The 20785-nt window shown below is 61.5% G+C and carries 31 protein-coding genes; 30 read left to right on the forward strand and 1 reads right to left on the reverse strand.

Annotated features, from left to right (window positions below; genetic code table 11):
- Window positions 1-154 precede the first annotated feature (154 nt).
- From DMR_RS05515 to DMR_RS05545, 7 genes are all read left to right on the forward strand, one after another.
- Window positions 155-1321, forward strand: a complete 1167-nt coding sequence (locus tag DMR_RS05515; protein ID WP_015859920.1) for an ABC transporter substrate-binding protein — start codon at window positions 155-157, stop codon at window positions 1319-1321.
- A gap of 81 nt (window positions 1322-1402) precedes the next feature.
- Entirely contained in the window at window positions 1403-2326 is a 924-nt protein-coding gene (locus DMR_RS05520) for a branched-chain amino acid ABC transporter permease (protein WP_015859921.1), read from the forward strand.
- Between the two features lie 21 nt (window positions 2327-2347).
- Window positions 2348-3427, forward strand: a complete 1080-nt coding sequence (locus DMR_RS05525; protein WP_043600149.1) for a branched-chain amino acid ABC transporter permease — start codon at window positions 2348-2350, stop codon at window positions 3425-3427.
- Between the two features lie 3 nt (window positions 3428-3430).
- Window positions 3431-4198, forward strand: coding sequence for an ABC transporter ATP-binding protein (locus DMR_RS05530; RefSeq protein WP_015859923.1), 768 nt, complete (start codon window positions 3431-3433; stop codon window positions 4196-4198).
- Window positions 4198-4926, forward strand: a complete 729-nt coding sequence (locus DMR_RS05535; protein WP_015859924.1) for an ABC transporter ATP-binding protein — start codon at window positions 4198-4200, stop codon at window positions 4924-4926. Before DMR_RS05530 ends, DMR_RS05535 begins: the two co-directional genes overlap by 1 nt.
- Window positions 4927-5284: 358 nt before the next feature.
- Window positions 5285-6529 carry a hypothetical protein gene (locus DMR_RS05540; protein WP_043600152.1) on the forward strand — a complete coding sequence of 415 codons (1245 nt, stop codon included), beginning with the start codon at window positions 5285-5287 and terminating at the stop codon, window positions 6527-6529.
- Between the two features lie 329 nt (window positions 6530-6858).
- Window positions 6859-7251, forward strand: coding sequence for a diacylglycerol kinase (locus tag DMR_RS05545; protein ID WP_043600154.1), 393 nt, complete (start codon window positions 6859-6861; stop codon window positions 7249-7251).
- A gap of 162 nt (window positions 7252-7413) precedes the next feature.
- On the opposite strand, the gene DMR_RS05550 is transcribed toward DMR_RS05545, so the two are convergent.
- Window positions 7414-7728, reverse strand: coding sequence for a hypothetical protein (locus tag DMR_RS05550; protein ID WP_015859927.1), 315 nt, complete (start codon window positions 7726-7728; stop codon window positions 7414-7416).
- Window positions 7729-8034: 306 nt separating this feature from the next.
- Between DMR_RS05550 and DMR_RS05555 the strand changes: the two genes are divergently transcribed.
- From DMR_RS05555 to rplR, 23 genes are all read left to right on the forward strand, one after another.
- Window positions 8035-8652 carry a hypothetical protein gene (locus DMR_RS05555; protein WP_015859928.1) on the forward strand — a complete coding sequence of 206 codons (618 nt, stop codon included), beginning with the start codon at window positions 8035-8037 and terminating at the stop codon, window positions 8650-8652.
- Between the two features lie 170 nt (window positions 8653-8822).
- Window positions 8823-9194 carry a 30S ribosomal protein S12 gene (gene rpsL / locus DMR_RS05560; protein ID WP_006918780.1) on the forward strand — a complete coding sequence of 124 codons (372 nt, stop codon included), beginning with the start codon at window positions 8823-8825 and terminating at the stop codon, window positions 9192-9194.
- Window positions 9195-9215: 21 nt separating this feature from the next.
- Complete coding sequence (gene rpsG / locus DMR_RS05565; protein WP_015859929.1) at window positions 9216-9686, forward strand: 30S ribosomal protein S7; 471 nt, start codon at window positions 9216-9218, stop codon at window positions 9684-9686.
- 18 nt (window positions 9687-9704) lie between these two features.
- Window positions 9705-11777, forward strand: a complete 2073-nt coding sequence (gene fusA / locus DMR_RS05570) for an elongation factor G (RefSeq protein WP_015859930.1) — start codon at window positions 9705-9707, stop codon at window positions 11775-11777.
- Between the two features lie 71 nt (window positions 11778-11848).
- On the forward strand, window positions 11849-13042 hold the full coding sequence (tuf, locus tag DMR_RS05575) for an elongation factor Tu (protein WP_015859931.1): 1194 nt from the start codon (window positions 11849-11851) through the stop codon (window positions 13040-13042).
- A gap of 4 nt (window positions 13043-13046) precedes the next feature.
- Window positions 13047-13364 (forward strand): 30S ribosomal protein S10, encoded by a 318-nt coding sequence (rpsJ, locus tag DMR_RS05580; RefSeq protein WP_006920465.1) that lies wholly within the window; start codon window positions 13047-13049, stop codon window positions 13362-13364.
- A 12-nt stretch (window positions 13365-13376) separates the two neighbouring features.
- A complete protein-coding gene (gene rplC, locus DMR_RS05585) occupies window positions 13377-14009 on the forward strand; it encodes a 50S ribosomal protein L3 (RefSeq protein WP_006920467.1) in 633 nt (210 codons plus the stop codon).
- A gap of 12 nt (window positions 14010-14021) precedes the next feature.
- Window positions 14022-14654: a 50S ribosomal protein L4 gene (gene rplD, locus DMR_RS05590; RefSeq protein WP_015859932.1), complete on the forward strand. Its 633-nt coding sequence runs from the start codon at window positions 14022-14024 to the stop codon at window positions 14652-14654.
- Entirely contained in the window at window positions 14641-14931 is a 291-nt protein-coding gene (gene rplW / locus DMR_RS05595; protein ID WP_006920469.1) for a 50S ribosomal protein L23, read from the forward strand. The genes rplD and rplW overlap by 14 nt, the downstream gene beginning before the upstream one ends.
- A gap of 2 nt (window positions 14932-14933) precedes the next feature.
- Window positions 14934-15764 carry a 50S ribosomal protein L2 gene (gene rplB / locus DMR_RS05600; protein WP_015859933.1) on the forward strand — a complete coding sequence of 277 codons (831 nt, stop codon included), beginning with the start codon at window positions 14934-14936 and terminating at the stop codon, window positions 15762-15764.
- A 12-nt stretch (window positions 15765-15776) separates the two neighbouring features.
- Window positions 15777-16058, forward strand: a complete 282-nt coding sequence (gene rpsS, locus DMR_RS05605; RefSeq protein WP_006920471.1) for a 30S ribosomal protein S19 — start codon at window positions 15777-15779, stop codon at window positions 16056-16058.
- 30 nt (window positions 16059-16088) lie between these two features.
- Entirely contained in the window at window positions 16089-16421 is a 333-nt protein-coding gene (rplV, locus tag DMR_RS05610) for a 50S ribosomal protein L22 (protein WP_006920472.1), read from the forward strand.
- Between the two features lie 9 nt (window positions 16422-16430).
- Window positions 16431-17072 (forward strand): 30S ribosomal protein S3, encoded by a 642-nt coding sequence (rpsC, locus tag DMR_RS05615; RefSeq protein WP_015859934.1) that lies wholly within the window; start codon window positions 16431-16433, stop codon window positions 17070-17072.
- Complete coding sequence (rplP, locus tag DMR_RS05620) at window positions 17072-17485, forward strand: 50S ribosomal protein L16 (protein ID WP_015859935.1); 414 nt, start codon at window positions 17072-17074, stop codon at window positions 17483-17485. Before rpsC ends, rplP begins: the two co-directional genes overlap by 1 nt.
- A gap of 2 nt (window positions 17486-17487) precedes the next feature.
- On the forward strand, window positions 17488-17682 hold the full coding sequence (gene rpmC / locus DMR_RS05625; RefSeq protein WP_015859936.1) for a 50S ribosomal protein L29: 195 nt from the start codon (window positions 17488-17490) through the stop codon (window positions 17680-17682).
- Window positions 17683-17694: 12 nt separating this feature from the next.
- Window positions 17695-17955 (forward strand): 30S ribosomal protein S17, encoded by a 261-nt coding sequence (gene rpsQ / locus DMR_RS05630; RefSeq protein WP_015859937.1) that lies wholly within the window; start codon window positions 17695-17697, stop codon window positions 17953-17955.
- Window positions 17956-17964: 9 nt separating this feature from the next.
- Window positions 17965-18333, forward strand: a complete 369-nt coding sequence (gene rplN, locus DMR_RS05635) for a 50S ribosomal protein L14 (protein WP_015859938.1) — start codon at window positions 17965-17967, stop codon at window positions 18331-18333.
- A gap of 26 nt (window positions 18334-18359) precedes the next feature.
- Complete coding sequence (rplX, locus tag DMR_RS05640; RefSeq protein WP_006920478.1) at window positions 18360-18683, forward strand: 50S ribosomal protein L24; 324 nt, start codon at window positions 18360-18362, stop codon at window positions 18681-18683.
- 17 nt (window positions 18684-18700) lie between these two features.
- Window positions 18701-19240: a 50S ribosomal protein L5 gene (gene rplE, locus DMR_RS05645; protein WP_006920479.1), complete on the forward strand. Its 540-nt coding sequence runs from the start codon at window positions 18701-18703 to the stop codon at window positions 19238-19240.
- Window positions 19241-19251: 11 nt separating this feature from the next.
- Window positions 19252-19437, forward strand: a complete 186-nt coding sequence (locus tag DMR_RS23180) for a type Z 30S ribosomal protein S14 (protein WP_015859939.1) — start codon at window positions 19252-19254, stop codon at window positions 19435-19437.
- Window positions 19438-19450: 13 nt separating this feature from the next.
- Complete coding sequence (gene rpsH / locus DMR_RS05650; RefSeq protein WP_015859940.1) at window positions 19451-19834, forward strand: 30S ribosomal protein S8; 384 nt, start codon at window positions 19451-19453, stop codon at window positions 19832-19834.
- A 25-nt stretch (window positions 19835-19859) separates the two neighbouring features.
- Window positions 19860-20399, forward strand: coding sequence for a 50S ribosomal protein L6 (gene rplF / locus DMR_RS05655; RefSeq protein WP_015859941.1), 540 nt, complete (start codon window positions 19860-19862; stop codon window positions 20397-20399).
- Window positions 20400-20410: 11 nt separating this feature from the next.
- Window positions 20411-20770: a 50S ribosomal protein L18 gene (gene rplR / locus DMR_RS05660; protein WP_015859942.1), complete on the forward strand. Its 360-nt coding sequence runs from the start codon at window positions 20411-20413 to the stop codon at window positions 20768-20770.
- The last annotated feature ends 15 nt before the right edge of the window (window positions 20771-20785 follow it).

Below are 20785 nucleotides of genomic sequence, written 5' to 3' on the forward strand. Positions count from 1 at the left end.
CAGTAAATTGGTGATTCGTCCCGTCATCGGATGTTTCACAAAAATGTTGGACGCCTGGGTCCGGGGGATTCCCTTCAATCTGGACTTGAGCTATAGACCGTGTCTTGGAGTCAAGGTGTAAGTACTTGAAATCGACTGCAAACAGGAGGCGTTCATGAAAAGGTCCTGGCTGATTGCCCTTTTTTGCGTTCTGGGCCTGGCTTCGCCGGTCCGGGCTGCCGACACCGTCAAACTGGGTTTCAACATCCCGCTGACCGGCGACATCCCTGACGTCGGCGAATCGTCCAAGAACGCGGCCGAGATGCTCAAGAAGAAGATCAACGACGCCGGCGGCCTGAAAGTGGGCGACAAAACCTACAAAGTCGAATTCATCTACGAAGACAACGAGTCCAAGGCCGAATCCGCCCTGTCCGCCACGCGCAAGCTCATCACCCAGGACGGCGTCATCGGCATGGTCGGCCCCCAGTCCAGCAAGCAGGCCGTGCCCGCCGCCGAAGCCGCCAATGAGCTGAAGACCCCGATGATGGCCCCCTGGTCCACCAACCCCAACACCACCAAGAACCGCCCCTTCGTTTTCCGCGGCTGCTTCCTGGACACCTTCCAGGGCCCCACCGCCGCCAAGTTCGCCAGCGAAGAGTTCAAGGCCAAAAAGGCCGCGGTGCTCTACGACATCGCCTCCGACTACCCCAAGGGCCTGGCCGAGGACTTCAAGGCCGCCTTTGAAAAGATCAACGGCCCCGGCTCGGTTGTCGCCTTCGAGACCTTCACCACCAAGGACGTGGACTTCTCGGCCCAGCTGACCAACATCGCCAAGTCCGGCGCGGAAGTGCTTTTTGTGCCCCAGTACTACAACGAAGTGCCGCTTATCGTGCAGCAGGCCAAGTCCCTGGGCTTCAACAAGCCCGTGCTCGGCTCCGATTCCTGGGGTTCGGGCGACCTGATGGGCCTTTGCGGCGACAACTGCAAGGGCTTTTTCTTCGTCACCCACTACGCCGCCGCCGGCGCCCAGGGCAAGACCAAGGAATTCATCGACGAGTACACCAAGCTCTACAAGAAGACCCCCGACGACGTCGCCGCCCTGACCTGGGACAGCGCCAACCTGATGCTCGCCGCCCTGCAGGCCGCCGGCCCCATGTCCGGCGATCTGGCCAAGGACCGCGAGGCCCTCATGAAGGCCATGGCCGGCATCAAGAAGTTTGAAGGCATCACCGGCAACATGTCCTATCCCGCCACCGGCGACCACGACCCCATCAAGTGCGCCGTGGTGGTCAAGATCGACGACGCTGGCAAGTTCGCCTTCTACAAGTCCGTCTGCCCGTAGACGGAAGTTCCGTGAACCTTGGCGCGGCCCGGAAGCTTCCGGGCCGCGCTTCCCCAACGATGCGCCGAAAGGGGGTCCCCGTTGCTCCAGAGCTTCCTGCAAAACATTCTAAACGCCTTGCAGTGGGGGAGCTTTTATTCCCTTATTGCCCTGGGCTACTGCCTGGTCTACGGCGTTTTGTTGCTGATCAACTTCGCCCATGGCGACATTTTCATGGTCGGGGCCTACATCGCCTTTTACTGCTGCATGTTCCTGCTCGGCAAGTTCGGCGTCTTCGCCGGCCTGCCCGGCTGGATGGTGCTGGCCGTGGCCGTCCCCCTGACCATGGTCCTCACCGCCGTGGTCGGCGTCACCCTGGAGCGCATCGCCTACCGGCCGCTGCGGCGCAAGGGCGTCAACCGCCTCTACGTCGTCATCACGGCGCTGATGTGCGGACTCATCCTGGAAAACGGCAACCTCGCCCTGCTCGGAGCCAGCCGCAAAAGCTTTCCCACACTGGTGCCCGTCAAGGTCTTCGAGGTTTTCGGCGTCACGGTCACCAACATTAAGCTCATGGTCATCGGCGTGGCCATCCTGTCCTTTTTGTTGCTGCACTTCATCGTGACGCGCACCAAGATCGGCATGGCCATGCGGGCCATCTCCTATGACCGGTTCGCCGTGCCGCTCATGGGCATCCCGGCCGACACGGTCATCGTCTTCACCTTCGTGCTCGGCTCCGGCTTCGCCGGTCTGGCCGGGCTCTTTTTCGCCATGACCTACCCGGTCATCGACCCCTATATGGGGGCGCTCATTGGCTGGAAGGCCTTCATCGCGGCCGTGGTCGGCGGCATCGGCTCCATTGCCGGGGCCTTTGCCGGCGGGTTTTTGCTGGGGTTCGTCGAAATCATGGTGGTGGCGTTTTTCCCCTCCACCTACCGCGACCTGATTGCCTTCTCGATTTTGCTCCTCATCCTGTCCATCCGGCCCACCGGCCTCTTCGGCGTGGCCCGGCGGACCAAAATTTAAGGCTCGCAAGGGGGAATGAGTATGCAGCGCCTGACCGTGCCCGCCTTGCTGGCCTGTCTGTTCGGGGTTCTGCTCTGGGCCGCCGGCACCGGAGCCCTCAACGTCTACTGGCAGTCCGTGCTCATGTTCATGGGCGTCAACATCATCCTGGCCACGAGCCTCAACATCATCAACGGCAACATGGGCGAGTTCTCCTGCGGCCATGCCGGCTTCATGGCTGTCGGGGCCTACGTGTCCTCGCTTCTCTCCGTGGCGCTTTTCACCAAGAGCCAGGTTTTCGGCGAACCGCTCATCGGCCCGTCGGCGGCCGTGTGGCTTTTCCCGCTGGTGCTGATCGCCGGAGCCCTGGCCGCCTCCCTGGTGGGGCTTCTGGTCGCCATCCCCTCGTTTAAAACCCGGGGCGATTACTTGGCCATCATCACCATCGCCGCCGCCTACATCGTCAAGTCCACCATCGAGAACATCGGGGCCATCGGCGGCGCGCGCGGCTTCATGGGCATGAGCGCGGTCATGAGCGCCATGAACGAGACCATAAACCTGCCCTGGATCATGATCTGGGTGTTTATCGGCACGGTCTTTTCCGTGTGGCTCATCCGGCGGTTTATCTACTCGACCTTCGGCAAGGGCGTGGACGCCATCTGCCAGGACGAGATCGCGGCCGAGATCATGAGCGTCAACACCGACCGGGTCAAACTCGTGGCCTTCATGGTCTCCTGCGGCCTGGCCGGCCTGGCCGGCGGGCTTTTCGCCCACATCCTGGGCTACGTGAACCCGGGCACGTTCACCATCCTCAAATCCACCGAGATCATGGTCATGGTCTATCTCGGCGGCATGGGCTCCTTGTCCGGCTCTGTGCTGGCCGCCATCCTCATGACGCTTTTGATCGAATACCTGCGCGACGCGTTCGGCTTCCTCAACACCTTTTTGCACTACATCTCGGTCATCCCGGATTCCTATGAGGTGACCCAGGTCTGGAAGTGGGTGGTCATTCCGCTGCTGCTGGTCCTTCTCATGCAGTTTCGCCCCGAGGGCATCATGGGGCGTCGCGAGCTGGCCGACGTGTTTCCCGGGCTTCGCAAATTCTACAAGTTCAAGGGGTAGGCCGTGGCGCTTCTCGACGTAAAGGAAATGACCCAGTACTTCGGCGGGCTGTGCGCCGTGTCGGAGTTCACGGTGGCCCTGGAGCAGGGCCAGATGGCGGCGCTTATCGGCCCCAACGGCGCGGGCAAGACCACGGTCTTTAACCTCGTCAGCGGCTTTTACAAGCCCACGCGTGGCGAGATCATCTTCGACGGCCAGTCCATCAAGGGCTTGAAGCCCCATCAGGTGACCTCGCGCGGCATTGCCCGGACCTTCCAGAACATCCGCCTGTGGTTCGAGATGACCGTGCTCGACAACATCCGTATCGCCCAGCACCACGCCCTGGGCTACGGGCTTTTCGACTGCTTCCTGCGCACCCCGCGCTACATGCAGCGCGAGCGCGACATCGAGGACCACGCCATGGAGGTGCTCTCCCGCCTGGGTCTGGCCGAGGTGGCGCATGAGCTGCCCAAGAACCTGCCCTACGGCGTGCAGCGGCTGGTGGAGATCGCCCGGGCCCTGTCCATCAAGCCCAAGCTCCTCATGCTCGACGAGCCGGCCGCCGGCCTCAACTCGGCCGACGTCGAGGGGCTGATAAAGCTCATCGGCGACATCCATAGGGACTACGGCATCGCCATCTGGATGATCGAACACCAGATGGACGTGGTCATGTCCCTGTGTTCCTGGATCAAGGTCATCGATTTCGGGGCCACCATCGCCGAGGGCACGCCCGAAGGCATCCAGAACAACCCCGACGTCATCAAAGCCTACCTGGGAGACGATACAATCTGATGCTGCTCTCCGTCCAAAACCTTCGGGTCAAATACGGCAATATCGAAGCCCTTCACGGCATCTCCTTCCACGTCAACCGGGGCGAGATCGTCACGCTCATCGGCGCCAACGGGGCCGGCAAGACCACCACGCTCCTGTCCATCATGCGCCTGCCGCCCCCCGAGGCCCCCAAGGTCATCGAGGGCGACATCCTCTATGAAGGCCAGTCCATCCTCGGTTGGGAGACCCACGACGTGGTGCGCAAGCTCCACATGGACCTCTCCCCCGAAGGCCGGCGCATTTTCGGCAACCTCACCGTCATGGAGAACCTCATCCTGGCCACCTACGCCCGCAAGGACGGGGAAGAGGCCATCGCCCGCGACCTCGACCGGGTGCTGTCGCTTTTTCCGCGCATGTCCGAGCGGCGCAAGCAGCGCAGCGAGTCGCTGTCCGGCGGCGAGCAGCAGATGCTGGCTGTGGGCCGGGCCATCATGACCGGCTGCGACTTCATCCTCCTCGACGAGCCGAGCATGGGGCTGGCCCCGCTGCTCATGTACGAGATGTTCCGCACCCTCAAAAAGCTTAACGAGCTGGGGCTGACCATTTTGCTCATCGAGCAAAACGCCAAGGTGGCGCTCAATTTCGCCCACCGGGGGTACGTGCTGGACACCGGCGAGATCAAGACCTCGGGCACGGCCGAGGAGCTCAAGCACGACCCGGAAGTGAAAAAGGCCTACCTCGGCGGCTAGTGTCGCGTCCCTTAAAAAATACGATAGTATTTTTTAAGAAAAATAAATGGTTTTGGCTTGTTGACTACAAAACACCATAGGCGCTTTTCGCGGACGCGACACTAGGACATCTCCCGTAGCCGCTTCCGCCTCGGCCGTCCAAACCGCGACGCCCCAAAGCCCGGTCGGATACATTCCGGCCGGGCTTTTTATTCTCCGTTGGCCCGAAAACTGCTTGTAACCTCCCGACTGCCGCCTGCGTCGGCGGAAATTTCCCGCTTCCACAAGCTGTTGGTGGAATAATCCGGCATGGACCTTGCCAAGTTTCACTTGGGGTGCGTCCAGATCGGCAAAATTTTCCGCCCCAGGAGGCATGGGCATGAGCATACAAGCCATAGGCCAGGACAATGCCAACAGTTGGCTGGCCCAGATGCTGGCCAGCTATACGGGCCAGACCTCGTCGGCCGCGTCTTCCCTGGAAAGCCTGCTCGGCACGGGCAGCACGACCAGCGACGACACGGCAAGTTCTTCCGCTTCCTCGTCCACCGCAAGCGTCGGCAGTTTCAACGACATCCTGCAAGCCCTGCTGTCCGGCAACGGGTCCGTGGGTTACGACATGACCACCGGGACGCTGACGGATTTGAGCGGTTCGACCCTGACCGGGGTCATGGGGCCGCCTCCCCCGGGCGAAGGGATGGATGGGATCAGCCGCGAGGTCACGGAAACCGAAAACGAGGACGGCAGCCTGTCGCGTTCCGTCACCATGACCGATGCCGACGGCAATGTGGTCGGCACGGAAACCACCACCCAGAACGCTGACGGCTCGTACAGCACGGTCATGACCATGGTCCAGGCCGACGGCACGACGACCACCCGCACCATGACCGGGGCCTATGACGCCGACGGCAACTTCGTTGAGAAAAACACCCTGACGGCCGCCGACGGCACGGTGCTCGAATCCGGCACGGTGACCACGGCGCAGGATGGGTCCTTCACCTCGACCATGACCGTCACCGACGCCGAAGGCCGGACCTCCACCCGCACGGCTTCAGGCGAATACGCCGACGACGGCAGCTTCACCGTTATAAGCAGCCTGGCCGCCGCTGACGGCACGATCCTGGAGACCGGCACGGAGACGACCGCTGCCGACGGCTCGTACACCAGCACCGTCACCCGCACCGGCCCGGACGGCAACACGGTGACCGAAACCGCCTCCTATGACGCCGAGGGCACGCTGCTTTCGTCCAGCACCTCGACCACGACCTCGGGGTCCGGCGCGACCGCTTCTTCAGACAGCTCAAGCGGTTCTTCAGGAAGCTCGTCAAGCAGTTCCGACAGCGAAGAGACCACCACCACGGTGACCACGGCCTTCACCACCGAAGGCATGGAGCAGACCACGGTAGTGACCGACGCCGACGGCAACATCGTCAGCAAGACGGTCAAGGAGTTTCCCTTCTCCGCCGATGCCGAAGGACAGTCCTTCGGGGCCACCGAAGCGAGCAAGGACGGCCTGTCCTCCATGCTCGACCAGTACGCCAAGGGCCGCTACGGCGCGGACCGTTACGCCGCCATGGCCGCTTCCGGGGAGTCTGGCGGACAAAGCGGCTTTTCCGCCCAGGCCTAGGCCGGCGACAGACGCCGGCTCCGTACAAGGAAGTCGTCGAGACCCCCTTTCGGCACAGCCGAAGGGGGGTCTTGCTGTTGGCAAGGCCGTCGAGGGGACTGCCTTGTCAAGGGCGGGCTAGACGATGGCGCCTGGGGTTCACTCGTGGCGGGCAAGCCGAGGTTCTGGCCTAGCCAGTGCACTGGGCCACATGGCAGGGATTGAGGGCACACGTCAAAAGGAAGCCGGGGAGGGCGCGAAGAGACTGCAGCGACTTGCCGGGACGACGTGGCTCGGGTAGCAGGGGAGGGGAGTCGGCGCCCTGCGCCGGCAGGCATGAAGGAGAGGCGATGCGCAACAAATTTCTAGGAACCGGCGAGCCGGGCTGGCATCCGGTGCGCAAGGTCAGGGTGGTGCTCTCCGGGCTGCGTTTTGCCGTGCTCTACGACGGCAGCGTGGCCTGGAAAGTGGTGGTCTCAACGGTGGTGCTGGCCCTTTTCGGCGCAACCGGCCATTGGCGGGATTTCCTGCTCATGCTTGTGGCTACGGGGCAAATGTTGGCGGCCGAGTTGCTCAATTCCGCCGTGGAAGGGGTGTGCGATTTCCTGGTCAGCCAGGAGGACCGGCGCATCAAGGCCATCAAGGACATGGCGGCGGCCGCCGCCGGCATCGCCATCCTATTTTGGGGCTTGGTGCTCGTCTGGGAAGCCGGCCGGCTGGTCGGGGCCTGGCCCGGCCCCTAATGTCGCGTCCGGGAAAAGGGTATATGGTGTTTTGTAGGCAACAGGCTGAACCCATGGATTTTTCTTAAAAAATACCATCGTATTTTTAAGAGACGCGACACTAGCCGGGCCGGCTCGTGTCACGTCCCGTACAACGCAGCCATGTTATTAAAAGGATGTGAACTAGAATTTATCCTTGGCCTTGGCGAAGGCGGCCTTGAGGTCTCCCAGGGCCTGTTCCATGCCGTGGCGCAGTTCGACCATGGCGTCTCCCCCGCCCTTGCGCAGCAAGGTCAGCTTGTAGCGGGCCTTGTCGTATTTCTCCAGCAGCGCTTCGAGATCGCCGGACCAACGGTCGAAGAAATCCTGGCCCTTGTCTTTGGCTTCGGCCCGGGCGGCCTCGATTTTGGCCTTGTAGGCGGCCAGCTGTTCCTCCAGGCTGACGCCGAAACGGTCCTTGTCGTCCATGGCGGCCTCCTTGACGGTTACGATGTGCATGATCCTTAGCCCAGGGCTGGGGGCAGGGCAAGCGGAGCGGTCGGAAATTCCGGGCCGATTGTGCTGGGAAGTCTTGCTCTTCGCGAAACCCTTTGCTAAACGGCATAAAGGTCGTTCCGGGCGGGGACGGCGTTCGGGGGAGAAAACGCTGCTCCGCCCCTGGTCAAGGCCCGAAGGCGTTCTTATGTTGTTCGAGAAACGGCGTATCCATCAACCACGGAGCCGGAGCGCTTCGGATAAGGATCAGGTCGTTTTCGCCATCGGATTGTTTTGGGACAACAAGACGTGTTTGCAAGGAGGAAGGCCATGAACGCGCAACTGAAGAAGATCTGGGTCCTGCTTTTGGCCCTGTGCATCGGGTTCGCCGCCCTGCCGGGGAAGTCTCACGCCATCGGCGAGGCCGGCACGTTCCATGTGACGCCGGAGTTCGGCGCTTACGGCACCGGCCAGAAGTCGGTCAATTCCATCATCACCTTTGGGCTTAGCGGCGGCTACTTCGTCATGGACGGCCTGTCCATCGGCCTGGAAGCTCTGGCCTATTCGTTCGACGTGCGCAAGATCGACCGCACCGGCCCGGTGACGAACTTCCTGTACACGGCGGCCAGCAATGACGGCTATTCCAATAACCCCTGGGCGTTTGGCGCCAACGCGCTGATCCGCTACTACCCGGTGCACACCGACAAGGCCGCCTTCTTCATCGGCACCGGCATCGGCGGCCTGTTCTCCGGCGACCGTATTCCCTACTGGGAGAACGGCGGACGCGGCAACTACGCCAACCCCACCCTCCCCGTGGACCTCGGCTTTGCCGTCAACCTGAGCCAGAACGTGGCCTTCGAGCTGACCGGCCGTTACCAGCGCATCGGCTTCGACAACCACGGCATCGATGCCTGGGGTGGTCACGGCGGCATCCGGATCACTTTTTAGGCTGACAAACGTTTTGATCTAGAGTAGAGGGTAAGGCCCTCCCGCCCGCACCGGGTGGGAGGGCCAGTTTTTTCCGAGGCCGGTCCCAGGGGCGCTTGACATGTTGCGCCCGTGGGTCTATAGGCCTCTGTCTTTGCCATACACTACGATTTTTTTGAACGGAGACGGCTATGCCCACGATCAACCAGCTCATCCGCAAGGAACGGGCCAAAGTGTCCAAGCGGCGCAAGACGCCGGCCCTCCAGGCCTGCCCGCAGCGCCGGGGCGTGTGCACCCGCGTGTACACAACCACGCCCAAAAAGCCCAACTCGGCCTTGCGCAAGGTCGCCCGCGTGCGCCTGACCAACGGCATCGAGGTGACCTCTTACATCCCGGGCGAAGGCCACAACCTGCAGGAGCACTCGGTGGTGATGATCCGGGGCGGCCGCGTCAAAGACCTTCCCGGTGTCCGGTATCATATCATCCGCGGTACGCTCGATACGTCGGGCGTGTCTGACCGCCGCCAGAGCCGTTCCAAGTACGGCGCCAAGCGGCCCAAGTAATTTCGGTTCAAGGAGACGCGTATGCCGCGTAAAGGTCCAGTTTCCAAGCGCTCGGTGCTGCCCGATCCGAAGTTCGGCAGCCATCTGATGACGAAGTTCATCAACCGGCTCATGCACGACGGCAAGAAGGGTGTGGCTGAAAACCTCTTCTATCAGGCCGTTGAAGTCCTGGCCGAAAAGTCCGGCGAAGACCCGTTGAAGGCTTTCGAGAAAGCCATCGGCAACGTCAAGCCCCACATGGAAGTCAAACCCCGCCGGGTCGGCGGCGCCACCTACCAGGTTCCCATGGAAGTGCGCCCCGAACGCCAGGTCACCCTGGCCCTGCGGTGGCTCATCAATCAGGCCCGGGCCCGCGGCGAAAAGGGCATGGCGGACAAATTGTCGGGCGAGCTTCTGGACGCCTATCACAATCGCGGCGGCGCCGTGAAAAAGAAAGAGGATACGCACCGTATGGCTGACGCGAACAAGGCGTTTGCCCATTACCGGTGGTAGTCGCTAAAGGATAACGACGTGTCTCGGACCGTACCCATAGAGCGGCAGCGCAATATCGGCATCATGGCCCATATTGACGCCGGCAAGACGACCACCACCGAGCGTATTTTGTTTTACACCGGTGTGTCGCATAAGATTGGCGAAGTGCACGACGGCCAGGCCACCATGGACTGGATGGTGCAGGAACAGGAGCGGGGCATCACCATCACCTCCGCTGCCACCACCTGCTACTGGCGCGATCACCGCATCAACATCATCGACACGCCCGGCCACGTGGACTTCACCATTGAGGTCGAGCGTTCCCTGCGCGTCCTCGACGGCGCCGTGGCCGTGTTCGACGCCGTTGCCGGCGTCGAGCCCCAGACCGAGACGGTCTGGCGGCAGGCTGAGCGGTATCGCGTTCCCCGCATGAGCTTCGTCAACAAGATGGATCGCACCGGCGCGAACTTCTTCCGCTGCGTGGACATGATCCGGGACCGCCTGGGCGCCAAGCCCGTGCCGCTCCAGCTGCCCATCGGGTCCGAAGACAACTTCACCGGCGTGGTGGACATGATCCAGGGCAAGGCCCTGATCTTCGACGACGCCACCATGGGCAAGGAATACGTCACCCAGGAAATCCCGGACAACATGCGGGACCTCTACGACGAATGGCGCCTGCAGATGCTCGAAGCCATCGCCGAAGAGGACGAAGCCCTCATGGAAAAGTACCTCGCGGGTGAAGAACTGACCCCCGAGGAACTTATCGCCGGCGTGCGCAAGGCCACCATCGGTCTGGCCATCTGCCCGGTACTGTGCGGTTCGGCCTTCAAGAACAAGGGCGTGCAGCCCCTGCTCGACGCCGTAGTCGATTACCTGCCGTCTCCGGTGGACATCCCGGCCATGGTCGGTCACGACCCCGACGACGCCGAGAAGGCCATCGAGTGTCCGTGCGATCCCAAGCTGCCCCTGGCCGCCCTGGCGTTCAAGCTCATGAGCGATCCGTTCATCGGCCACCTGACCTTCCTGCGCCTGTACTCGGGCAAGATCGAATCCGGCATGACCGTCCTGAACGCCAACACCGGCAAAAAGGAACGTGTCGGACGTCTGCTCAAGATGCACGCCAACAAGCGTGAAGAGATCAAAGAAGCCGAAGCCGGCGACATCGTGGCCGCCGTCGGCATGAAGATCACCTCCACGGGCGACACCCTGTGCGCGGAAAACCGCCCGGTTGCCCTGGAGTCCCTGGACATCCCCGAGCCGGTCATCGAAGTGGCCATTGAGCCCAAGACCAAGGCCGACCGCGACGCGCTGTCCCAGGCCCTGGGCAAGTTGACCAAGGAAGATCCGTCGTTCCGCGTCAAGTCCGACGAGGAATCCGGCCAGACCTTGATTGCCGGCATGGGCGAGTTGCACCTGGAGATCATCGTCGATCGCCTCATGCGCGAATTCGGCGTCAACGCTAACGTCGGTCAGCCCCAGGTCGCCTACCGTGAGACCATCACCAAGGCGATCAAGAACGATCTGCGCTACGTCAAGCAGACCGGCGGCCGCGGCCAGTACGGCCATGTCGTTCTCGAAATTGAGCCCAAGGAAGACGGCGGCTACGAATTCGTCAACGACATCACCGGCGGCATCATCCCCAAGGAATACATTCCGGCTGTCGACAAAGGCATCCAGAATGCCATGAAAGGCGGCGTCATGGCCGGCTTCCCGCTGGTCGATATCCGCGTCAAGCTGGTCTTTGGTTCCTACCACGAAGTGGACTCTTCGGAGCAGGCGTTTTTCATCTGCGGTTCCCAGTGCTTCAAGGAAGCCGTCCAGAAGGCCTCGCCCGTCCTGCTTGAGCCGATCATGGCCGTCGAAGTGGTCACTCCGGACGAATACATGGGCGACATCATGGGCGATTTGAATGGCCGTCGCGGCCGCATCGCTCGCATGGAAGCTCGGGCGGGCGCCCAGGTCATCACGGCCCACGTCCCCCTGTCCTCCATGTTCGGCTACGCCACGGACTTGCGTTCCAAGTCCCAGGGCCGCGCCACGTTCACCATGATCTTCGACCACTACGAGCGAGTTCCGGCCAGTCTGGCTGAAGAGATAATGAAGAAGAAATAACGCCCGCGGCGTTTCGGGCGAGGACGCACTACAACGAAGACCCGCAAGCGCGGAAGCTCCAGGGGGATCCTATGGGCAAGGCGAAATTTGAACGCAACAAGCCGCACGTCAATATCGGCACCATCGGTCACATCGACCACGGCAAGACCACGCTGACCGCCGCCATCACGCGTCTGGCCAGCCTCAAGGGCAATGGCGAGTACATTCCCTTTGACCAGATCGACAAGGCGCCGGAAGAAAAGGAACGCGGCATCACCATCGCCACGGCCCACGTCGAATACCAGACCGACAAGCGGCACTATGCCCACGTCGACTGCCCCGGTCACGCCGACTACATCAAGAATATGATCACCGGCGCGGCCCAGATGGACGGCGGCATCCTCGTCGTGGCCGCCACCGATGGCCCCATGCCCCAGACCCGTGAGCACATCCTGCTCGCCCGTCAGGTTGGCGTGCCCCAGCTGGTCGTGTTCATGAACAAGGTCGATCTGGTTGACGACCCCGAACTCCTGGAGCTGGTCGAACTGGAAGTGCGCGAGCTGCTGTCCAAGTACGGCTTCCCCGGCGACGACATCCCGGTCATCAAGGGCTCGGCGCTTAAGGCCCTGGAAGCCGCCGACGTCAACAGCCCCGAGGCCGCGCCCATCTTCGAGCTGCTCGACGCCTGCGACTCGTTTATCCCCGAGCCCAAGCGCGACATCGACAAGCCGTTCCTCATGCCCATCGAAGACGTGTTCTCCATCTCCGGCCGCGGCACCGTCGTGACCGGTCGTGTCGAGCGCGGCATCGTCACCGTGGGCGACGAAGTGGCCATCATCGGCATCAAGGACACGGTCAAGACGACCTGCACCGGCGTCGAGATGTTCCGCAAGATTCTCGATCAGGGCCAGGCTGGCGACAACGTCGGCGTGCTCCTGCGCGGCATCAAGCGCGACGACGTCGAGCGCGGCCAGGTTCTGGCCAAGCCCGGCTCCATCACGCCGCACCGCAAGTTCAAGGCCGAAGTGTACGTCCTCAACAAGGAAGAGGGCGGCCGCCACACCCCGTTTTTCACGGGCTATCGTCCCCAATTCTATTTCCGTACCACGGACATCACCGGCGTGGTGACCCTCAACGAAGGTGTTGAAATGGTCATGCCGGGCGACAACGCCACGTTCAACGTGGAACTGATCGCCCCCATCGCCATGGAAAAGGGCCTGCGCTTCGCCATCCGCGAAGGCGGCCGCACCGTCGGCGCTGGCGTCGTGTCGGAGATTGTGGAGTAATATCATGGTTTCCATGCAAAACGATCGCATCCGTATCAAATTGAAGGCCTACGACTACCGCATCCTGGACAAGGCGGTGGCCGAGATCGTGGATACTGCCCGCAACACTGGAGCCGGCGTTGCCGGGCCCATCCCGTTGCCCACGGACATCCACAAGGTCACGGTCAACCGCTCGGTTCACGTTGACAAGAAGTCCCGTGAACAGTTTGAGATGCGGGTTCACAAACGTCTCCTGGACATTATGGAGCCCACGCAACAGACCGTGGACGCGCTCGGGAAACTGAGCCTTCCTGCCGGTGTTGACGTGGAAATTAAGCTCTAAGGAAGGGTTGGCATGGCTGCCACGCTTGGAATTCTCGGCCGAAAACTGGGCATGACCCGGGTCTTCGGCGACGACGGCTCAATCATTCCGGTCACTGTTATTCAGGCCGGACCCTGCCCCGTCACCCAGGTCAAGAACCTGGAAAAAGACGGGTACAACGCCATGCAGATCGGGTTCGACGAGATCCCGGAACGCAAGGTCAACAAGCCCGAGAAGGGCCATCTGGACAAGGCCGCCCGCGGGTACTTCCGGGTGCTTAAGGAAATCCGCCTGGACGGCCCCGTGCCGTTCGAGCAGGGCATGGACGTGACCGTGGACATCTTCGCCCCGGGCGAGATCGTCAAGGTTACGGGCACCTCCATCGGCAAGGGCTTTGCCGGCGTCATGAAGCGCTGGAACTTTGCCGGTCTCAAAAAGACCCACGGCACCGAAAAAGCCCATCGCTCCGGCGGTTCCATCGGCAACAACACCGAGCCCGGCAAGGTCATGAAGGGCAAGAAGATGGCCGGCCACATGGGCGCGCGCACGGTGACCGTGCCGAGCATCACTGTGGTCGACGTCCGCCCCGAAATGAACCTGATCCTGGTCAAGGGACAGATTCCCGGCCCGCGCAACGGCGTGGTCGTGGTTCGCAAGCAGGGGTAACGGGGGCAAGCCATGGCAAATGTGAAATTGTTCAACCAAGGCTGCCAGGAAATCGGCACTGTCGATCTGGCCCCCGAGGTTTTTGAAGTCGAAGTGCAGCCGGAACTCTTGCACCTCGTTGTCCGCGCCCAGCTGGCCGCCAAACGTGCCGGCACCCACAGCGTCAAGACCCGCGCCTTCGTCAGCGGCGGCGGCAAGAAGCCCTGGCGTCAGAAGGGCACCGGCCGCGCCCGGGCCGGCTCCACCCGTTCGCCCCTGTGGCGCGGCGGTGCCGTTGTCCACGGGCCCCAGCCCCGGGACTACACCTTCAAGGTGAACCGCAAGGTCCGCCAGCTGGCTCTGCGCATGGCTCTTTCGGCCAAGCTCGTGGAAGACCAGCTGGTGCTGCTGGACGCCATTGCTTTCCCGGAAGTCAAGACCAAGCTGATGGCCAAGGTCGTTTCTGATTTCAGCTGGAAAAAAGCCTTGATTGTTCTGCCCGAGTCGGATAACAATCTCGAGCTTTCCGCCAGAAACCTTCCTGGCATCAAGGTCGTGCGGCAGGACATGCTTAATGTGTATGACGTCCTCCTGCACGATCATGTTGTCATGATGAAGGACGCGGCGCTCAAGGTCCAGGAGAGGCTCGGTCATGGAATACGCTAACATCCTTTTGAAGCCGGTTATTTCCGAGAAAGCCACGATGGTGAAGGATGCCGCCAATCAGGTGGTGTTTTTTGTCCATCCCGCTGCCAACAAGATCGAGATCGCCAAGGCTGTGGAAAAGGCTTTCTCTGTTACGGTCAAGGGCGTGCGCGTGGTCAAGCACAAAAGCCTCGCCCGTTCCCGCATGGGACGCGTGACCGGCCGGATTCCGGGCTACAAAAAAGCCTACGTGACCCTGGCCCAGGGCGATAAAATCGAGTTCTTCGAAGGGGTTTAGACATGTCCATCCGCAAGCTTAAGCCGACCTCGGCCGGCCGCCGGTTCCAGACGGTGTCTACCTTCGAGGAGATCACCCGCAGCGAGCCGGAAAAGTCCCTTACCGAGGGCATTACCTCCTCTTGCGGCCGCAACTGCTACGGCCGCATCACCTCGCGTCGTCGCGGCGGCGGCAACAAGCGCCTGTACCGCATCATCGACTTCAAGCGCGATAAGTTCGGGGTTCCGGCCAAGGTCTTCTCCATCGAGTATGACCCCAACCGTAGCGCCCGTATTGCGCTTTTGCATTACGCTGACGGCGAGAAACGTTACATTTTGGCGCCGGTTGGCATCAAGGTCGGCGATATGATCACCGCCGGCGACGCCGCCGACATCAAGCCGGGCAACGCGCTGCAGCTCAAAAAGATCCCGGTCGGCACCCTGCTGCACAACATCGAGCTGAACCCGGGCCGCGGCGGCCAGATGTGCCGCGCCGCCGGCACCTACGCCCAGCTCGTGGCAAAGGAAGGCAAGTACGCCCTGCTGCGTCTGCCTTCGGGCGAAGTGCGCAACGTGCTGTCCACCTGTCTGGCCACCATCGGCCAGGTCGGCAACGTGATGCACGAGAACATCTCCATCGGCAAGGCCGGGCGTAACCGCTGGCTTGGCAAGCGCCCGGAAGTTCGCGGCGTGGCCATGAACCCGGTTGACCATCCCCTCGGCGGCGGCGAGGGCAAGAGCTCCGGCGGTCGTCACCCGGTCACCCCGTGGGGCAAGCCGACCAAGGGCTACAAGACCCGCAACAAGAAAAAGCCCTCGTCCAAGCTTATCGTCAAGCGGCGCGGACAAAAGTAAGAGGAAACGCCTATGCCTCGTTCACTCAAAAAAGGTCCGTTCGTGGACGATCACTTGGAAAAGAAGGTCGCCTACGCCCTGGAGAACAAGGATCGCCGCGTGATCAAGACCTGGTCCCGCCGGTCCATGATCCTGCCCGAGATGGTTGGTCTGACTTTTGCCGTTCACAACGGGAAAAAGTTCATTCCGGTTTTTGTCTCCGAGAACATGGTCGGGCACAAACTCGGCGAGTTTGCCCCTACGCGGACCTTCCACGGCCATGCCGCGGACAAGAAAAGCAAAGTGAAAAAGTAGTCGGGGCGACCACCCCGTCGGGACAAAACCATGGAAGCCAAAGCCATCGCCAAGTACATTCGCCTGTCGCCCCAAAAGGCGCGGCTCGTCGCCGCCAACATCCTCGGCCGACCGGTCGAGGAGGCCATGAACATACTGAAATTCACCCCGAAAAAGTCGGCTAAGATCATCGGCAAGGTGCTCCACTCGGCCGTGGCCAACGCCGAGCAGATCTCCGGGGTGGATATCGACAACCTTACGGTCAAGCAGGTGATCATCAATCCCGGGCCGACCCACAAGCGGATCATGACCCGCTCCATGGGACGCGCCTTCCGGATCGTCAAGCGCACGAGCCATATCACCGTCGTTGTGGCCGAGAACTAGGAGCGACAGATGGGACAGAAAGTTCATCCCTATGGATTTCGCCTCGGATACAACAAGAACTGGCTCTCGCGTTGGTTTTCCAAGAAGGATTACCCGGAGTTCGTTTTCGAGGACAACAAGATCCGTAAGTTCGTCAAGAAGAGCCTGTACCACGCCGGGATCTCGAAGATCGAGATCGAGCGCGCGGGCGGCAAGATTCGCCTGATCATCCACACGGCCCGGCCCGGCATCGTCATCGGCCGCAAGGGCACGGAGATCGAAAAGGTTCGCGGCGACCTCAAGCAGCGTTTCAGTCGGGAATTCACGGTGGAAGTCAATGAAATCCGCCGTCCCGAAATCGACGCCCAGCTCGTCGCCGAGAACATCGCGCTGCAGCTCGAGCGCCGCGTGGCCTTCCGCCGGGCCATGAAGCGCACCGTCGGCCTGTCGCGCAAGTTCGGCGCCGAGGGCATCAAGGTCTCCTGCGCCGGCCGCCTGGCCGGAGCGGAAATCGCCCGCTCCGAATGGTACCGTGACGGCCGGGTGCCCCTGCAGACCCTGCGCGCCGACATCGACTACGGCTACGCCATCGCCAAGACCACCTACGGCGTCATCGGGGTCAAGGTCTGGATTTTCAAAGGCGAGATTTTGGATCATGAGGTGGAAGCGTAATGTTGGCTCCCAAAAAAACCAAATTCCGGAAGATGCAAAAGGGCCGCCTGCGCGGTCCCGCCCTGCGCGGCGCCAGCATCGACTTCGGTGAAATCGGCATCAAGGCTCTGGAGCACGGCAAGCTCACCAGCCAGCAGATCGAATCCGCCCGTATCGCCATCATGCGCCACATCAAGCGCGGCGGCAAAGTCTGGATTCGCGTCTTCCCGGACCGCGTGCGCACGGAAAAGCCGGCTGAAGTCCGTCAGGGCAAAGGCAAAGGCTCTCCTGTGGGCTGGTTCGCTCCGGTCAAGCCCGGTCGCGTGCTTTACGAGATCAAGGGCGTGGACATCGAGACCGCCAAGGAAGCGCTGACCCGGGCCCAGCACAAGCTGCCGATCAAGACCAAGATTGTGGTCAAGGAGGGCTTGTAGCCATGAAGACCGCCGAACTGCGCGATCTCGACATCGAGGCTCTGGGCAAGAAGCTGGGCGAGTCCCGCGAGGAACTCTTCAAGCTGCGCTTTCAGCACGCCACGGCCCAGCTGGAAAAGACCCACCGTCTGCGTGAAGTCCGCAAGGACATCGCCCGCATCATGACGGTGCAAACTGAAAAGAAGCGTCAAGGCTAATCGGGGATCACCATGGAAGAACAGAAAAGCAATCGCCGGGTGCTGACCGGCGTCGTGGTCTCCGACAAGGCCGACAAGACCATCGTGGTCATGGTCGAGACCCTGGTGAAGCATCCGCTGTACAAAAAGTATATCCGTCGCCGCAACAAGTTCATGGCCCATGATCCGCAGAACGACTGCGGCATCGGCGATACCGTGAGCATCATCGAGCATCGGCCGCTGTCCGCCCGTAAGCGGTGGCATCTTGAAAAAATCATGGAAAAAGCGGTCTAGGAGCTCGACATGATTCAGGTTGAATCCAATCTCGATGTGGCGGACAATTCCGGCGCTAAACGAGTGTGCTGCATCAAGGTGCTCGGCGGCTCCCGTCGCCGTTACGCCACGGTGGGTGACATCATCGTCGTGTCCGTCAAGGACGCCCTGCCCAATTCCAAGGTGAAAAAGGGCGCCGTGATGAAGGCCGTTGTGGTTCGGACCAAAAAGGAAGTCGGCCGGGCCGACGGTTCCTACATCAAGTTCGACTCCAACTCCGCCGTGCTGCTGTCCAACCAGGGCGAGCCGGTTGGAACCCGTATCTTCGGACCGGTCGCGCGTGAGCTGCGGCAGAAAAACTTCATGAAAATCGTGTCGCTGGCTCCTGAAGTCCTCTAGGGCTTCCCACGCGCATCGAGGACGACATGAAAACCTATCGGATTCGTAAAGACGACAAGGTGATGGTCATCGCCGGCAAGGACAAGGGCAAAGTGGGCAAGATCTTAAAGATCCTGCCCAAGCGCAACGCCGTGCTGGTGGAAAAGGTGAACCAGGTCAAGCGCCACACCAAGGCCAATCCCTACGCCAAGACCCCCGGCGGAATCATCGAGAAGGAAGCGCCGTTGGACATCTCCAACGTGGCTCTCTTGTGCGAAGGTTGCGCCAAGCCGGCCAAGGTCGGCTACAAATACACCGCTGATGGCAAGAAGGTTCGCTTCTGCAAGAAGTGCAACCACGAAATCGCCTAGCGTCAAAAGGAAACGGTATGACCCGCCTGGAACAAATCTATGCCGAGAAGGTAGCCCCGGAGCTGAAGAAAGAGTTCGGGTACACTTCCAGCATGCAAATCCCCCGGCTTTCCTTTGTCTCGCTCAACATGGGTTTGGGCGAAGCGAGCAACAACAATAAGCTCATCGAGGAAGCCGTGGTCGAGCTGACCGCCATCGCTGGACAAAAGGCCGTGATCACGCGAGCCCGGAAGTCCATCGCGGCCTTTAAGCTCCGGGAGGGCATGCCGGTGGGGTGCCGTGTGACCCTTCGCCGGGATCGGATGTGGGATTATCTCGACAAACTCATGAATTTTGCCCTGCCTCGGGTTCGCGACTTTCGCGGCGTGCCTGACCGTGGATTCGACGGACGCGGCAATTTTACCCTCGGTATCCGGGAGCACAGCATTTTCCCGGAAATCAACGTGGATCGCGTCGAGCACGTCAAGGGCATGAACGTCACCATCGTCACTACGGCCACCGCCGACAAGGAAGGCAAGATGTTGCTGGACCTGCTCGGCATGCCGTTTAAAAAGTAAGGAGAACGGACGTGGCCCGTAAATCTTTGATGGTGAAAGCCAGCCGCAAACCGAAGTTTTCCACCAGGGCGTACAATCGTTGCCCCATCTGTGGTCGTCCCCGGGCGTATCTGCGCAAGTTCGGCGTTTGCCGTATTTGTTTCCGTAACATGTCGCTGACCGGCGAAATGCCCGGCGTGCGCAAGTCGAGCTGGTAAGGAGAAGGACGCCATGTCGGTGACCGATCCCATTTCCGATATGCTGACCCGCATCCGCAATGCCCATCGGGCCTTGCACGCGGACCTGTCGTTTCCCACGTCCAAACTGAAGGCCGCCATTGCCGCCATCCTCAAGGAGGAAGGCTACATCGGGGACTTCGCCGTGGACGGGCAAGCGCTGACCATCAACCTCAAATATCAGAGCGGCAAACCGATCATTTCGGGGCTCAAAAGGGTGAGCAAGCCCGGACGGCGCGTGTACGTGCCGGCCGAGGCCATCCCCAAGGTGCAAAACGGCCTGGGCATCAGCATCCTGTCCACTTCCCGGGGCATCCTGGAAGGAGCCAAGGCTCGCGAGCTCAATGTCGGCGGCGAGCTCCTGTGCGAAATCTGGTAATAAGATCCACCGCGGAGAAGATGTCATGTCCAGGATAGGAAAACGCGAAATCGAGCTGCCCGCCGGCGTGTCCGTTGAGCTGGCTTCCGATGCGGTGGTGGTCAAGGGCCCCAAGGGCCAGCTGTCCACCCCCACGCATCCCAAGATCGCCTACGCCGTCGCCGACGGCAAGGTCCAGGTCAGCCGCACCGACGACACCCGTGTGGCCCGTGCCCAGCATGGCCTGCGACGCACCCTGCTTGCCAACCTCGTCGAGGGCGTGAGCAAGGGCTTCACCAAGACGCTGGAAGTCATCGGCGTCGGCTACAAGGTCGCCACCGCCGGCAACACCGTCTCCTTGGCCGTGGGGTTCTCCCACCCCGTGGATTTCAAGCTGCCCGAGGGCATTGAAGCCAAGGTTGAAGGCAACAAGCTGACCTTGTCGGGCATCGACAAGGTGCTCCTTGGCGAAACCGCCGCCCGCATCCGTCGCGTGCGGCCGCCCGAACCCTTCAAGGGCAAGGGCATCAAGTACGAAAACGAAGTCATTCGCCGCAAGGCCGGTAAGTCCGGCGGCAAGAAATAGGGGCTAGCAGCATGAAGATGACCAAGACCCTGGCGCGAGCGCGCCGGAAAGTCCGCATCCGCAAGAAACTGTCTGGCACCGTCGAACGCCCCAGGCTCGTGGTGTACCGGTCCAACCGGCACATCTACGCCCAGGTGATCGACGACCTGACCGGACAGACCCTGGTGTCCTCCTCCAGCCTGACGCTTTTGAGGGCCGGCGAGGCGGTCAAGGCCGACAAGGAAGCGGCGACCATGGTCGGTAAAGACCTGGCCGCCAAGGCCCTTGAACGCAACATCCAGGCCGTTGTGTTTGACCGCAACGGTTACATCTACCACGGCAGGGTGCAAGCCCTGGCCGACGGAGCGCGGGATGGCGGCCTCAAATTCTAAACGCGCGAAGGAAGA

Origin of the sequence: Solidesulfovibrio magneticus RS-1 (genome assembly GCF_000010665.1) — a bacterium.
GTDB classification, from domain to species: domain Bacteria; phylum Desulfobacterota; class Desulfovibrionia; order Desulfovibrionales; family Desulfovibrionaceae; genus Solidesulfovibrio; species Solidesulfovibrio magneticus.